Source organism: Microvirga sp. 2MCAF35 (assembly GCF_052115545.1).
In the GTDB taxonomy this organism is placed as follows: domain Bacteria; phylum Pseudomonadota; class Alphaproteobacteria; order Rhizobiales; family Beijerinckiaceae; genus Microvirga.
Window position 1 is genome coordinate 120,999 of record NZ_JBFRGW010000005.1, and the last position, 13,360, is coordinate 134,358.

Genomic DNA, 13,360 nt, shown 5'->3' on the forward strand with positions numbered 1-13,360 from the left:
GAACGCCTCTCAAGTATTTTTCCTTCGTTAACCTTTCGAGGTGACGCTTGGTCAAGAAGACAATACGGGGGGCAAGCATGTTCGGCATTCTGCGGCGTGCTCAACACGCGGATGCTTTGGACAATACTGTTCCGAACATCCCGGAGGAGCCGACGCCAATCGTCCTGCGCGAGAGCGGTCTGGACACTGAAATCCTGAACTCATTGGAGGCCGACGTCCTGAAGGCCATCCACGGCGTCACGCAGGCCATTGCGGTCGCCGCCGCCGATGTCGCGGCGGTCGGGAAGGATCTGGCGGAGATTCGCGCCCATGGGGGCGAGCTTGCCTCGTCGTGCAGGACGGCTTCGGGCGAAACCCTTGCCCTTGCCTCGTCGACCGAGGAACTAGCGGTCACATCGGCCGAGATCGGCCGCGCCATGGATCATGCGAGCGAGCGGATCGACAACGCAGTCCGTACAGCCCAGAGGGCGAGCAGCCTCATCACGCAGCTCTCCGCCGCCACGGCTGAAATCGTATGCATCGTCGATACGATCTCCACGGTCGCGCGGCAGACGAACCTGCTCGCGCTCAACGCCACCATCGAGGCTGCGCGAGCCGGCGAAGCCGGAAAGGGCTTCGCGGTGGTCGCGTCGGAGGTGAAAGTCCTGTCCACCCAGACCGCTCGAGCCGCCGACGATATCCGCTTGCGAATCGATTATCTGCGCGAGACGGCCCAAGCCTCCACGAGCGCCATCGCCGAAGTGGTTGAAGTCGTCCAGGGCGTCGGCCCCGTCTTCGACACGGTGCGAAACGCGGTCGCCGAGCAGAATGCGGCCATTGGCGAAGCATCCCGCCTCGCGAGCGTGACGTCAGGCAGCGTCGGCAAGGTAAACCAGCACGCGGGCGACGTAGACAGAATCTCGCTCGATGCCGGTCAAAGGGCGCATCAAGCCAATCAGGCCGCGAAGACGGCGGACGGGCTCGCCAAGGCTCTGGGGCAGCGGTTCGTTACCGTCATGCGCCAGAGCGAACTGGGCGACCGGCGGCTATCGGATCGCCTCCCCGTCGACCGTCCGGCGACCGTTTGGATCGGCGGGCGCGGCGCCCCCACCCGGCTGATCGATATCAGCCACGGCGGCCTCCTGCTCGCTCCAGCCGCCGATCTGCGCATCGAGGCCGGCATGAGGGCCGAGATCGACGCCCAGGCAATCGGCCGCGTCGGATTGCGTGTCGTGGCGACGAGCCCGATGGGCATCCATTGCGCTTTCGATCATTGCGACAGCGAGACCCACGGCCGCATCGGCAGCTTCATCGCCCAGGCCGAAGCAACCTATAAACCGCGCATCCTTCTCGCCCAGGAAACGGCTCGTCAGGTCAAAATGCTGATCGAACAGGCGGTATCCGACGGCTCGGTTTCCCGCGAGGCCGTGTTCGACACCGATTACAAATTGCTGCCGGGCACCGAACCCGCTCAGTACGGGACGGCCTATCTTTCGGTCTTCGAACAGCTTCTGCCGTCTCTCCTGGAAAAGGTTCTCGCGTCCGATCCGGCCATGGCCTTCTGCCTCGCGATCGACCGCAACGGCTACATCCCGGTCCACAACCGGCTCTATTCGCAGCCCCAGCGCGCAGGCGATCCGGTATGGAACGCGGCCAATGCCCGGAACAGGCGCATCTTCGACGACCGCGCCGGCATCACGGCCGCCCGTTCTACCCGACCCTTCGTGGTGCAGGCCTACGCCCGCGACATGGGCGGCGGCAAGGTCGTCATGATGCAGGAGGTCGACGCTCCGATCCGCATTCTCGGACGCCACTGGGGCGGGTTGAGAACGGCCTATCGCGCTTGATCCTCAACCCCGCGGGAACTCCAGCCCCATCTCGCGATAGCGCTCCGGATCGTCGCTCCAGTTCTCGCGCACCTTCACGAAGAGGAAGAGGTGCACGGGGCTTTCGGCAATCTCGGCGATTTCCTTGCGGGCCGCCTGGCCAATGGCCTTGATGGTCTGGCCGCCCTTGCCGAGGACGATCTTGCGCTGACTGTCGCGCTCGACGAACACGGTCTGCTCGATGCGCACCGAGCCGTCGGGGCGCACCTGCCACTGGTCGGTCTCGACGGTGGATTGGTACGGCAGCTCCTCGTGCAGGCGCTCGTAGATCTTCTCACGGGTAATCTCGGCGGCCAGCATGCGCAGGGGCGCGTCGGAAATCTGGTCCTCCGGATAGAGCCAGGGTCCTTCCGGCATCATCTCGGCGAGCTGACGCTTCAGGGTCTGGATGCCGTCGCCCTTCAGGGCCGAAATCATGAAGGTGTGCGCGAAGGGCACCTTCTCGTTGAGCTTCGCGGACAGCTCCAGGAGCTTCGAGCGTTCGATCAGGTCGATCTTGTTGAGGATCAGCACCTTCGGGCGTTTCAGGTCGGGCAGCTTGTCGAGGATCGCATCGGCCTCCTCGTCGATGCCCTTGCGCACGTCGAGCAGGAGCGCGATCACGTCCGCATCCCCTGCTCCGCCCCAGGCCGACGTGACCATGGCCCGGTCGAGGCGCCGCTTCGGCTTGAAGATGCCGGGCGTGTCCACGAAGACGATCTGCGCCTCGCCTTCGATGGCGATGCCGCGTACCAGGGCGCGCGTCGTCTGCACCTTGCGCGACACGATGGAGACCTTGGACCCGACGAGCGAGTTCAGGAGAGTCGATTTGCCCGCGTTCGGCGCGCCGATGAGAGCGACGAAACCGGCCTTCGTGTTGGTCTGCTCAGGCTGTTCCATGCTCTTCCTCCGTCCACACGCCCTCTCTCAAGAGAAGGCTTCGCGCCGCAGCCTGTTCCGCGATGCGCTTCGAAGTGCCCGAGCCGAACTCGCCCTCGGCGCCCTTCACCTTGACCATGACCCGGAATTTCGGCGCATGGTCGGGCCCGGTCTGCTCCGCCACGGAATAGGTCGGTGGCGGAAAACCCTGTCCCTGCGCCCATTCCTGCAGGGCGCTCTTCGGATCGCGCAAAGGACGGCGCGGAGCCTCCAGCAGGGGTTGGAACGAGCGCTCCACGAGCGCGCTGGCTGCCTCGTAGCCGCCGTCGAGGAAGGCCGCGCCGATGATCGCCTCGCACACATCCGCCAGGATGGTCTGGTTGCGCCGCTCACCCGAATGGGCCTCGCCGGCGCCGAGCTTGAGATAGGGCCCGACGTCCCACGTCATCGCGATCTCGGCGCAGCTTTCGCGCCGCACGAGCTCCGCGAGACGCCGTGAGAGCTCGCCCTCGGGCGCGCCGGGAAATTTCCTGTAGAGCAGTCCCGCAATCGCGAGGCCGAGCACCCGGTCGCCCAGGAATTCCAGCCTCTGATAGCTCTGCCCGGACGCCTGGGGGGCGCTGACATGGGTCAGCGCCTCGTCCAGGAGTTCAGGTTTCTCGAATTGGTAGTCGAGCTTCTTCAGAAGCTCGTCGAGGTTCGGCTTGCGGCGTGCCACGGGTTACTGGATCCGCTCGAAGAGACGATTCCACCGGATCTTCTGCGGCCATTCCCAAGGACGCCACAGGGAGGCGCTCTCGTCGATGGAGAAGAAGATGATCTCGGCGCGGCCGACGAGGTTCTCGAACGGCACCTGCCCGACACTCGCCTCGTCGCGCGAGTCGGTGGAATTGTCGCGGTTGTCGCCCATCATGAAGAAGTGACCGGGCTGCACCGTGTAGACGTTGGTGTTGTCCCAGTAGCCGCGGTCGCCGTCACGCTCGATGACGAAATGGGATACGCCGCCGGGCAGCGTCTCCTTGTATTGCGGCACGGAGATCGTGCGGCCGTAGAGGTCCGTGGTCTTGTAATCCTCGACGCGCTCGCGCTGGACCGGCTGGCCGTTGATGTGCAGCACGCCGCTGATCACCTGGATCTTGTCGCCCGGCAGACCGATGACCCGCTTGATGTAGTCGGTCGAATTGTCCTTCGGCAGCTTGAACACGGCGATCTCGCCGCGCTTCGGCTCGGAGCCGAAGATGCGGCCGGAGAAGATGTTCGGGCTGAAGGGAATCGAGTGCTTGGAATAGCCGTAGGAATACTTGGAAACGAACAGGTAGTCGCCGATCAGCAGGGTCGGGATCAGGGATCCCGACGGGATGTTGAAGGGCTGGAACAGCACGGTGCGTACGACCACCGCGATCAGGAGCGCCTGGATGATGACCTTGATGGTTTCCCAAAGGCCGCCTTCTTCGTTCTTCGCGCTGCTACCTACGTATTTGCTGCTTTTATCGCTCACGTCCGTCGACCTATGCTCTTGGACCGTGACGGCGAAGGCCGTCTTCGTCCGGTGGCAAGTCGAGAGGGGTTTGCACTTAAGCCCCAAGGGCAAACCACTCTCGATTGATGTGTTTGCTCCGGCCCTCTCGTCGGGATGCCGGAATCCGTCCTGTTGCGGCATGCTCTAACCTAAGGCGCGTCCTGCCGCAACGCAGCCCCACCTCACACGGGCAGCGCCTCGATGATCACGAAGGCTTGAGCCAGGGGCGGGTCGTCGGTCAGGGACACGTGGACGACCGCCCGGTGTCCCGCCGGCGTCATGGCCTTCAGGCGCTCCAGGGCTCCCCCGGTCAGCCGCAGGGTCGGGCGGCCGGTCGGGAGATTGACCACCTCCATGTCGCGCCAGAAAACGCCGTGGCTCAGTCCCGTTCCCAAGGCTTTGGCGCAGGCCTCCTTGGCCGCGAAGCGCCGCGCATAGGAGGGCGCTCGGGCAGCCCGCCTGTCGCTCCGCGCCCGCTCGCCTTCCGTATAGATGCGGTGGGTGAAGCGCTCGCCAAAGCGTTCGAGCGATTTTTCGATGCGCCGGATGTCGCAGAGGTCGGAGCCGATGCCGATGATCACGCCGCCACCTGTGCCCGGCCCTGGTCCATGGCGGCGCGCATCGCCCTTACCGCCTCGTCGAGGCCGACGAAGATCGCCTCCCCGATCAGGGAATGGCCGATATTGAGTTCCACGATCTGCGGAATGGCCGCGACCGGACGCACCGAATCGAGGGCGAGGCCGTGTCCCGCGTGGATTTCGAGGCCGAGCCCCGCCCCGTGCTCGGCCGCGCGCTTCAAGCGCTCCAGCTCATGGGCGATTCTGGCCTCGTCTCCATCGGCGACCGCCTCGCAATAGGTCCCCGTATGAAGCTCGACCACGGGCGCCCCGAGGTTGCAGGCGGCGTCCATGACGGCGATTTCCGGCTCGACGAACAGCGACACCCGGATGCCCTCGCTCTTCAGTTCCTGGATCACCGGACGCAGATGGGCATGGGCGCCGATGATGTCGAGCCCCCCTTCCGTGGTCCGCTCCTCGCGCTTCTCCGGGACAAGGCAGGCCGCATGCGGATGGATCCGGGCGGCGAGCGCCACCATCTCAGGTGTAGCCGCCATCTCGAAATTGAGCGGCACGAAGAGCTGACGCTTGAGCCGCTCCATGTCCTGATCCCGGATGTGGCGCCGGTCCTCGCGCAGATGAGCCGTTATTCCGTCGGCTCCGGCGAGAACGGCCAGATGAGCGGCCCGGACCGGATCGGGATGAATGCCGCCGCGCGCATTCCGCACGGTCGCGACGTGATCGATATTGACGCCGAGGCGTAGAGGAGGAGCTGTCATAAGGGTGGTTTTAACCTAGAGCCCCTCGTTGGCTAGAGGCCCAAAACGGATCCGGACGCGCTTTCAACGGCGAATTGTCGCTCAGGCCTGTGCCATAGACCTCCCTTGCCTTCCCGACCCAAATCGACTATAGCCCCCGCTTCGCGTTCGCTCCGGCCGGGGGCTGAACGGACGGTGCGGCTTGCCGCACAGGGGTTTGGATCCCGTCGTCCCGTGTCTCCGCCTTCGACAACCGCTCGGGCCTTGCAGGCTCGAAGGGCTTGGCGCCGTTCGGACGCGCGAAACGGCCGCAACACTCCTCAAAGCAGTGCCACGGCTTGAACCTCAAACCTGAGAAAGGCCCACTATGCCTCTCTATGAGCATATCTTTATGGCTCGCCAGGATGTCACCCCGCAGCAGGTCGAAGCAATGGTCGACCAGTACAAGGGCGTCATCGAGCAGAACGGCGGCAGCGTCGACAAGACCGAGATGTGGGGCGTGAAGTCCCTCGCCTACCGGATCAAGAAGAACCGCAAGGCGCATTTCACGATGTTCAACCTCAACGCTCCGGCCCCGGCCGTGGCCGAGATGGAGCGTCAGATGCGCATCAACGAAGACATCCTTCGCTTCATGACCATCAAGGTCGAAGAGCTCGAGACCGAGCCGTCCGTGATGATGCAGAAGCGCGACCGCGATGAGCGCAAGGACCGCGAGCGCCGTGAGCGCGATGGCGGCCCTGAGGGCGGCAACGAAGGCGAGGAGGCTTAATCATGGCATTTGGTGCTACTGGTGGCGCTGCCGGCGGCGGTCGCCGTCCGTTCTTCCGTCGTCGCAAGACCTGCCCGTTCTCGGGTCCCAACGCTCCGAAGATCGACTACAAGGACACGAAGCTCCTGTCCCGCTACATCTCCGAGCGCGGCAAGATCGTTCCTTCGCGCATCACGGCCGTGTCGGCCAAGAAGCAGCGTGAGCTCGCCCAGGCGATCAAGCGCGCCCGCTTCCTGGGCCTCCTGCCCTACGTGATCCGCTAAGAGTACCGGGCTGGCCTTCGGGCCAGCCCACTAAATAGCCATCCTCATCCTGAGGAGCCGCCATCGGCGGCGTCTCGAAGGACGAGGATGGCGGTTCCGGCAATCTCTGGAGCCTCCTTCGAGACGCAGCTTCGCTGCTCCTCAGGATGAGATAGAGAGTTTCCATCCTTCGTCCAGCGGTGAAAATCCGCCGGGTCAGTTGGGGCACCGGCCCCTAACCCTGCCATGAGCAGCGGGACAGCGAGACGATGCATTTTGTTGCAACAGGCATAGGCGCGGGCCTCGTATCGGCCCTTCTGACCGCGGTGATCGTCAAGGCGACCCCGCTCGCGGCCGTGCTGTATCTGCTTGCCCCCATTCCCGTTCTGATCGTGTCCCTCGGCTGGGATCACCGCTCGGGGCTCATCGCAGCCCTCATCGGCGGCATTGCGATTGCCCTGATCCTGTCGCCTCTCAGCGGATTGGGCTTTGCCCTCATCACGGCCCTGCCCGCCTGGTGGCTGTCCTACCTTGCCCTGCTTGGACGTCCCAGCGCGGACGGCACAATGGAATGGTATCCCGTCGGCCGGCTCCTGGCCTGGATTGCCGCTACGGCAGCACTCACCATCATCGCCGCCGGGGTGATCTCGACGGGTGGCGATTTCGCGACCTTCAACCAGAATGCCCGTGCGGTCGCCGAAGCCTTCGTCGACACGCAATTCACCACGTCGGGACCCAATGCGCTCGACGCGGACACCCGCGAGGAACTGGTCAGCATCTTCGCGCGCCTGACGCCCTTCCTTTCGGCCCAGGGCTTTGCCACCGTGCTGGCGCTTTACCTATGGGCAGCCGCACGGATCGTGCAGGCTTCCAAGCGCCTGCCGCGCCCCTGGGTACCGGTGCCGGAACTGGTGATGCCGCGGCCCGTCGGACTGATCCTGGTGGGCGCCCTCATCATCGCCAGCTTCGACGGTTTCATCGGGGCCCTTGGAATGGCCCTGTCCGGCGCTTTCCTGATGGCCTTCGCCCTGCAGGGCCTGGCAGCCATCCACGACCGCACGCGGGGCAAGTCGGGACGTTCGTTCATCCTGTCGGCACTGTACGTGCTGATCTTCGTCACCCAGGGCATCCTGATGGTCGCCCTGGCCCTGTTCGGCATTGCCGACACCGTCTTCGGCCTGCGCCGCCGCTTCGGCACGCGGCCGAACCCGCCTCCAACCCTTTCCACCTGATCACGAACCTAAAGGAGACAACCATGGAAGTGATCCTTCTCGAGCGCGTCGCAAAGCTCGGCCAGATGGGCGAGACCGTGAAGGTCCGTTCCGGCTACGCCCGCAACTTCCTCCTGCCGCGCGGCAAGGCCCTGCGCGCCACGGATGCCAACAAGAAGCATTTCGAGACCCAGCGCGCCCAGCTCGAGGCCCGCAACCTCGAGCGCCGCAAGGATGCAGAAGTCGTCGGTGAGAAGCTGAACGGCCAGAGCTTCATCATCCTGCGCCAGTCCGGCGAGACCGGCGTGCTCTACGGCTCGGTTTCGACCCGTGACCTCGCCGAGATCATGAGCCAGAACGGCTTCACGGTCGACCGCAACCAGATCGCGATCAGCCAGCCGATCAAGACCATCGGCCTGCACAACGTGCCGGTCGCCCTCCATCCGGAGGTTGAGGTTCAGGTGACCATCAACGTCGCCCGCAGCCCCGAGGAAGCCGAGCGTCAGGCTCGCGGCGAGTCGGTCACGACCCGGGAAGAGACCAACCTCGACGACCTCGGCCTCGAAGTCGGCGCTGCCTTGGCCGAAGCCGGCGGCGACGAAGAGCTCTGAGGCAATCTGCTGTTCCCGGCCGGATATGGCTGGGAATGGCACCCGCGACGTCATGGCCGGACTCGTCCCGGCCATCCCGATAAGTGAGGCTCGGCGCTTCTCGGATCGAGATCACCGGCCCAAGGCCGGTGATGACGGAAAAACCGGTCCAAGCTGGACCGATTGCTCTAGTTCTTGATTTGTTCTAAAATCGCGCTCTCCATCGATTCGACGGGGAGCGTTTTTCGTTGGGTTTCACACTTGTTGAAGAGTCAAGCCGAGACGCCTGCGGAAAGATGAACGGTGTGAGAATCGAGGACAGCGAGGACAGATGGAAGGAGTCCCGGCTTCGTGTCCGCCCGGCAACCTTTAGGACACCAATTGCGGTCTAAGAGACTCTGAACCCTTATCTGTTTCCGGAGCGCCAGATGGCCACCGCCAATGCCCTGATCGCCCGCCTCGAAACCGCCGAGCCGCAGTTTCGGACGCCCCCCAGCAACCTCGAAGCCGAACAGGCTCTGCTGGGCGCGATTCTGGTCAACAACGACGCCTATTACCGCGTCTCGGACTTCCTCGAAGCCGCCCACTTCATCGAAGACCTGCACCGGCGCATCTACGAGGTAGCGACGAGCCTGATCAAGGCCGGCAAGGTCGCCACGCCGATCACCATGAAGACCTTCCTGGGCGACCAGGATCTCGGGGGCATCACGGTCTCCCAGTACCTTGCGCGCCTGGCCGCGGAGGCGACGACCGTCATCAACGCCGAGGATTACGGCCGCACGATCTACGATCTGGCGGTGCGCCGGAACCTGATCAACATCGGCGAGGAGATGGTGAACGTCGCCTTCGACGCACCGGTGGATTCCTCGCCCCGCGACCAGATCGAAGAGGCCGAGCGTCGCCTGTATTCGCTCGCGGAAACCGGCCGATCGGACGGCGGCTTCCAGCGCTTTTCCGATGCGCTCACCGCCGCCATCGACATGGCGGCCGCTGCCTACAAGCGCGAAGGCGCCCTCTCGGGCATCTCGACGGGGCTCATCGACCTGGACAAGTCCCTCGGCGGCCTGCAGCCGTCGGATCTTGTCATCCTCGCCGGTCGACCGGCGATGGGTAAGACCTCGCTGGTGACGAACATCGCGTTCAACATCGCCAAGGCCTATCGGGCCGAGAAGCAGCAGGACGGCAACCTGAAGACCGTGAATGGCGGCATCGTCGGCTTCTTCTCCCTCGAAATGTCGGCCGAGCAGCTCGCGACTCGTATCATCGCCGAGCAATCGGGCGTGCCGTCCTATAAGATCCGCCGTGGCGACATGCGCGAGGACGACTTCTACAAGATCACGGAAGCCGCCCGGGAGATGCAGTCGATCCCCTTCTACATCGACCAGACCGGCGGCATTTCCATCGCGCAGCTCACCGCCCGCGCACGCCGTCTCAAACGCCAGCGCGGCCTCGACATCCTCATCGTCGACTACCTCCAGCTCCTCTCAGGTTCGGCCAAGAAGGGCGAGAACCGCGTGCAGGAGCTGACCGAGATCACCACCGGCCTCAAGGCGCTCGCCAAGGAGCTTTCCGTCCCGCTCATCGCCCTCTCCCAGCTCTCCCGTCAGGTCGAATCCCGCGACGACAAGAGGCCGCAGCTTTCCGACCTTCGTGAATCGGGCTCGATCGAGCAGGACGCCGACGTGGTCATGTTCGTTTACCGCGAGGAGTACTATCTGAAGAACAAGGAGCCGAAACCCGGCACCGAGGAATATTTCAAGTGGCAATCGGAGATGGATCAGGTTCACGGCAAGGCCGAGGTCATCATCGGCAAGCAGCGTCACGGTCCCACAGGCACCGTTCAGCTCGCCTTCCAGGCCGACATCACCCGCTTCACCGACCTTGCGGATGAAGACAAACTTCCCGAACGGATTGGCGATTGACCAAGCTCACCTCTCAGCATGAAACCACCGGCGGCATCCCCGCGAGCGCCGCCGGAGGCATCCTCCACATCGACCTCGACGCCCTCGGGGCGAACTGGCGCACCTTGCGCGACAAGGCGGGCGGCGCGGAGACGGCTGCCGTCGTCAAGGCGAACGCCTACGGCATCGGCATCGAGCAGGCCGTTCCCGCCCTCGGCAAAGCCGGCTGCCGCACCTTCTTCGTGGCGCACTTAAGCGAGGCGATCCGCGTACGCGCCGTGGTGCCGGACGCGACGATCTATGTGCTGAACGGCCTCTTCGCCGGCACCGGACCGACTTACGCGGCATACGGTCTACGCCCGGTTCTGGGCTCCCTTGAGGAAATCGAGGAATGGGCCGGGTTCTGCCGTGCCGACGGTCAGAGGCGGCCCGCCGCGATCCATGTCGATACTGGGATGAACCGGCTCGGTCTCACCGTGCCGCAGGGGCTCGCGCTCAAAGATCGGGCGGAGCTGAAGGATTTTGAGACCGCGCTCCTGATAAGCCACTTCGTGAGTGCGGAGGAGAACGACAATCCCCTGAACGGTGAGCAGATCGAGGCCTTCGAGGCCGTGCGTTCCTCTCTGCCCTGGATCCCCGCCTCGCTCCCGAATTCCTCTGGCATTTTCCTGCGCGACAAGCCGCGCTACAACCTCGTGCGCCCGGGCTATGCCCTCTACGGCGGCAATCCGACGCCGGACCGGGACAATCCCATGAAGCCGGTCGTGGGCCTGGAAGCGCGGATCGTGCAACTGCGCTGGGTCGAGGCCGACCACACGGTCGGCTATAACGGCCGCTGGCTGGCCCTGGAGAAGCGCCGCATCGCCACCCTGTCCGTCGGCTATGCGGACGGCTATCCGCGTTCCGCCAGCGCGCGGGGCAAGAGCGGCGAGGACCTGCTTGCCGGCATGATCATGGTGGCGGGCCACCCCTGCCCCTTCGCCGGCAACGTCTCGATGGATCTGATTACCATCGACGTCACGGCAGTGCCGGAAAAGGAGATCCAACGCGGCGATACGGTCACCCTCATCGGCGGCGACCTGACCATCGATGAGGTCGGACGCCGCGCCGGCACCATCGGCTACGAGATCCTGACCAGTCTCGGCACACGCTATGCCCGCGCCTATCGCGGGGGACAAGGCTGATGGCCAAACGTCACCCCTCTTTCGTCTGCCAGGAATGCGGCGCTGTCTATAATCGCTGGAAAGGCAAGTGCGAGGCTTGCGGCGGCTGGAACACCATCGCCGAGGAGGCCGGCTCCGCCAGCCCTATGGCGGGCCCCGTCGCCACGCGTCCGTCCCGTGCCAAGGGCCGGATCTTTCCGCTCGAAGGGCTCTCCGGCGAAACCAAGGAAGCGCCGCGCACGCCCTCCGGCATCGCGGAGCTCGACCGGGTCACCGGCGGCGGTTTCGTGCACGGCTCGATCATTCTTCTCGGGGGCGATCCCGGCATCGGCAAGTCGACCCTTCTCATGCAGGCCTCCGCAGCCCTCGCCAATCGGGGCGAGCGTGTCGCCTATATCTCGGGCGAAGAGGCGGTGGCGCAGGTGCGTCTGCGGGCCGAGCGCCTCGGCCTCGGACAGGCGCCCGTCGAACTCGCATCCGAGACGAATGTCGAGGACATCATCGCCACCCTGAGCCAGGGCCGCCCGCCCGCGCTCGCCATCATCGACTCGATCCAGACCATGTGGACGGAAACGGTGGAATCCGCTCCCGGCACCGTCACCCAAGTGCGCGGCTCGGCCCAGGCGCTGATCCGCTTCGCCAAGACGACGGGTACCGCCGTGATCCTCGTCGGCCACGTAACGAAGGACGGGCAGATCGCCGGCCCGCGCGTCGTCGAGCACATGGTCGATGCGGTGGTGTCCTTCGAGGGCGATACGGGCCACCACTTCCGTATTCTGCGCGCGGTCAAGAACCGCTTCGGCCCCACCGACGAGATCGGCGTGTTCGAGATGTCGGACCAGGGCCTGCGGGAGGTCTCCAACCCGTCCGAACTGTTCCTCGCGGGACGCGACATGGCCACAGCTGGAACGGCGGTCTTCGCCGGGATGGAAGGCACCCGCCCGCTTCTCGTCGAGATCCAGGCCCTTGTGGCTCCAACGTCCCTCGGCACGCCGCGCCGGGCGGTCGTCGGCTGGGACCAGAGCCGCCTGTCCATGGTACTCGCCGTGCTGGAGGCCCATGGCGGCCTGAAGCTCGGCATGCACGACGTTTATCTCAATGTCGCAGGCGGGTTGCGCATCACGGAGCCCGCGGCAGACCTCGCGGCGGCCGCAGCCCTGGTGTCGTCTCTGTCAGGCAACCCCTTGCCGCCGGACACGGTCTATTTCGGCGAAATGGGCCTTTCCGGCGCTATCCGGCCCGTGGCCCAGGAGCAGGCACGGCTGAAGGAGGCCGCGAAGCTCGGGTTTTCAGGTGCGGTCGCTCCGGCACCGCGTGTGGATAAATCCAACAAGGAGAAGCTGCCGCTGGCCTCCTCATCCATCGGCCATATCACTGATCTCGTTGCAGGAATCGCGGCCCGCCGACGCAAGGCCGGATAGACGAGATGTGCCGCTTCGGTAGGACAATATTCTGCTTGACAGGTTAATGTTACTGTATCTCGTAGCAATAAATGACCAAGTGGTACTTTCAATCTGTAGGGGGAAACAATGGCAAAGAACCTTTTAAATGCTCCAACCATTGAACTCGACAGCTTCAGCCTTACGCGGAAAGGCAGCTTCGACATCACGGAACTCACCGGCCCGACCCTTTCCAGGAAGGGCAGCTTCGATATTACGAAGCTCAGTTCCGCCGACCACAGCTCTGGGCCGGAAACCACACATCCAGGCACTGCTGCTTTCGACTCAAAGGCTGAAATTTCTGTCAAGGCCTACGATCTGATCTTCATTTGAGAAGAACTCTTCCGTCCACCCCACCGGCGGTGGTTCGCCGTGACGACGACCGCTCCACAATTGTGCCTGCCTTCCCAAAGATCCGTGGCGGTCCGAAGTTCGGACGGCGTCGGCGGCACGAAGCCCATCGCGACCCTCAAGGTGAAGGAATGCGC

The 13,360-nt window shown here is 64.5% G+C and carries 14 protein-coding genes; 9 read left to right on the top strand and 5 right to left on the bottom strand.

Annotated features, from left to right (window positions below; translation table 11 throughout):
• Window positions 1–77 precede the first annotated feature (77 nt).
• Window positions 78–1,826, top strand: a complete 1,749-nt coding sequence (locus AB4097_RS04205) for a methyl-accepting chemotaxis protein (protein WP_442037347.1) — start codon at window positions 78–80, stop codon at window positions 1,824–1,826.
• A gap of 3 nt (window positions 1,827–1,829) precedes the next feature.
• Here the strand turns inward: AB4097_RS04205 and era are convergent, their stop codons facing one another.
• The 5 genes from era to AB4097_RS04230 are packed head-to-tail and all read right to left on the bottom strand — an operon-like array spanning window position 1,830 to window position 5,578.
• Complete coding sequence (gene era, locus AB4097_RS04210; RefSeq protein ID WP_442037348.1) at window positions 1,830–2,744, bottom strand: GTPase Era; 915 nt, start codon at window positions 2,742–2,744, stop codon at window positions 1,830–1,832.
• A complete protein-coding gene (rnc, locus tag AB4097_RS04215; RefSeq protein WP_442037349.1) occupies window positions 2,731–3,441 on the bottom strand; it encodes a ribonuclease III in 711 nt (236 codons plus the stop codon). Before rnc ends, era begins: the two co-directional genes overlap by 14 nt.
• Window positions 3,442–3,444: 3 nt before the next feature.
• Window positions 3,445–4,383 carry a signal peptidase I gene (gene lepB / locus AB4097_RS04220; protein WP_442037350.1) on the bottom strand — a complete coding sequence of 313 codons (939 nt, stop codon included), beginning with the start codon at window positions 4,381–4,383 and terminating at the stop codon, window positions 3,445–3,447.
• Window positions 4,384–4,424: 41 nt separating this feature from the next.
• The gene (gene acpS / locus AB4097_RS04225) at window positions 4,425–4,823 is read right to left on the bottom strand and encodes a holo-ACP synthase (protein WP_442037351.1); all 399 of its coding nucleotides are present in this window, start codon (window positions 4,821–4,823) and stop codon (window positions 4,425–4,427) included.
• Window positions 4,820–5,578, bottom strand: coding sequence for a pyridoxine 5'-phosphate synthase (locus AB4097_RS04230; protein WP_442037352.1), 759 nt, complete (start codon window positions 5,576–5,578; stop codon window positions 4,820–4,822). The genes acpS and AB4097_RS04230 overlap by 4 nt, the downstream gene beginning before the upstream one ends.
• A gap of 346 nt (window positions 5,579–5,924) precedes the next feature.
• On the opposite strand from AB4097_RS04230, the gene rpsF reads away from it, so the two are divergent.
• From rpsF to AB4097_RS04270, 8 genes are all read left to right on the top strand, one after another.
• Window positions 5,925–6,326, top strand: a complete 402-nt coding sequence (gene rpsF, locus AB4097_RS04235; protein WP_262028809.1) for a 30S ribosomal protein S6 — start codon at window positions 5,925–5,927, stop codon at window positions 6,324–6,326.
• A 2-nt stretch (window positions 6,327–6,328) separates the two neighbouring features.
• Complete coding sequence (rpsR, locus tag AB4097_RS04240) at window positions 6,329–6,589, top strand: 30S ribosomal protein S18 (protein ID WP_036353512.1); 261 nt, start codon at window positions 6,329–6,331, stop codon at window positions 6,587–6,589.
• A gap of 248 nt (window positions 6,590–6,837) precedes the next feature.
• Window positions 6,838–7,800, top strand: a complete 963-nt coding sequence (locus AB4097_RS04245) for a DUF2232 domain-containing protein (RefSeq protein WP_442037353.1) — start codon at window positions 6,838–6,840, stop codon at window positions 7,798–7,800.
• 23 nt (window positions 7,801–7,823) lie between these two features.
• Entirely contained in the window at window positions 7,824–8,390 is a 567-nt protein-coding gene (gene rplI / locus AB4097_RS04250) for a 50S ribosomal protein L9 (RefSeq protein WP_442037354.1), read from the top strand.
• A gap of 407 nt (window positions 8,391–8,797) precedes the next feature.
• Window positions 8,798–10,291 carry a replicative DNA helicase gene (locus tag AB4097_RS04255; protein WP_442037355.1) on the top strand — a complete coding sequence of 498 codons (1,494 nt, stop codon included), beginning with the start codon at window positions 8,798–8,800 and terminating at the stop codon, window positions 10,289–10,291.
• A complete protein-coding gene (alr, locus tag AB4097_RS04260) occupies window positions 10,288–11,454 on the top strand; it encodes an alanine racemase (protein ID WP_442037356.1) in 1,167 nt (388 codons plus the stop codon). The genes AB4097_RS04255 and alr overlap by 4 nt, the downstream gene beginning before the upstream one ends.
• On the top strand, window positions 11,454–12,854 hold the full coding sequence (radA, locus tag AB4097_RS04265) for a DNA repair protein RadA (RefSeq protein ID WP_442037357.1): 1,401 nt from the start codon (window positions 11,454–11,456) through the stop codon (window positions 12,852–12,854). Before alr ends, radA begins: the two co-directional genes overlap by 1 nt.
• Before the next feature lie 108 nt (window positions 12,855–12,962).
• Window positions 12,963–13,205: a hypothetical protein gene (locus AB4097_RS04270; protein ID WP_442037358.1), complete on the top strand. Its 243-nt coding sequence runs from the start codon at window positions 12,963–12,965 to the stop codon at window positions 13,203–13,205.
• The last annotated feature ends 155 nt before the right edge of the window (window positions 13,206–13,360 follow it).

Coding starts and splice junctions, on each gene's coding strand:
- AB4097_RS04205 (WP_442037347.1), top strand. CDS start 78: ATGTTCGGCATTCTGCGGCGTGCTCAACACGCGGATGCTTTGGACAAT.
- era (WP_442037348.1), bottom strand. CDS start 2,744: ATGGAACAGCCTGAGCAGACCAACACGAAGGCCGGTTTCGTCGCTCTC.
- lepB (WP_442037350.1), bottom strand. CDS start 4,383: ATGCCGCAACAGGACGGATTCCGGCATCCCGACGAGAGGGCCGGAGCA.
- AB4097_RS04230 (WP_442037352.1), bottom strand. CDS start 5,578: ATGACAGCTCCTCCTCTACGCCTCGGCGTCAATATCGATCACGTCGCG.
- rpsF (WP_262028809.1), top strand. CDS start 5,925: ATGCCTCTCTATGAGCATATCTTTATGGCTCGCCAGGATGTCACCCCG.
- rpsR (WP_036353512.1), top strand. CDS start 6,329: ATGGCATTTGGTGCTACTGGTGGCGCTGCCGGCGGCGGTCGCCGTCCG.
- AB4097_RS04245 (WP_442037353.1), top strand. CDS start 6,838: ATGCATTTTGTTGCAACAGGCATAGGCGCGGGCCTCGTATCGGCCCTT.
- rplI (WP_442037354.1), top strand. CDS start 7,824: ATGGAAGTGATCCTTCTCGAGCGCGTCGCAAAGCTCGGCCAGATGGGC.
- AB4097_RS04255 (WP_442037355.1), top strand. CDS start 8,798: ATGGCCACCGCCAATGCCCTGATCGCCCGCCTCGAAACCGCCGAGCCG.
- radA (WP_442037357.1), top strand. CDS start 11,454: ATGGCCAAACGTCACCCCTCTTTCGTCTGCCAGGAATGCGGCGCTGTC.
- AB4097_RS04270 (WP_442037358.1), top strand. CDS start 12,963: ATGGCAAAGAACCTTTTAAATGCTCCAACCATTGAACTCGACAGCTTC.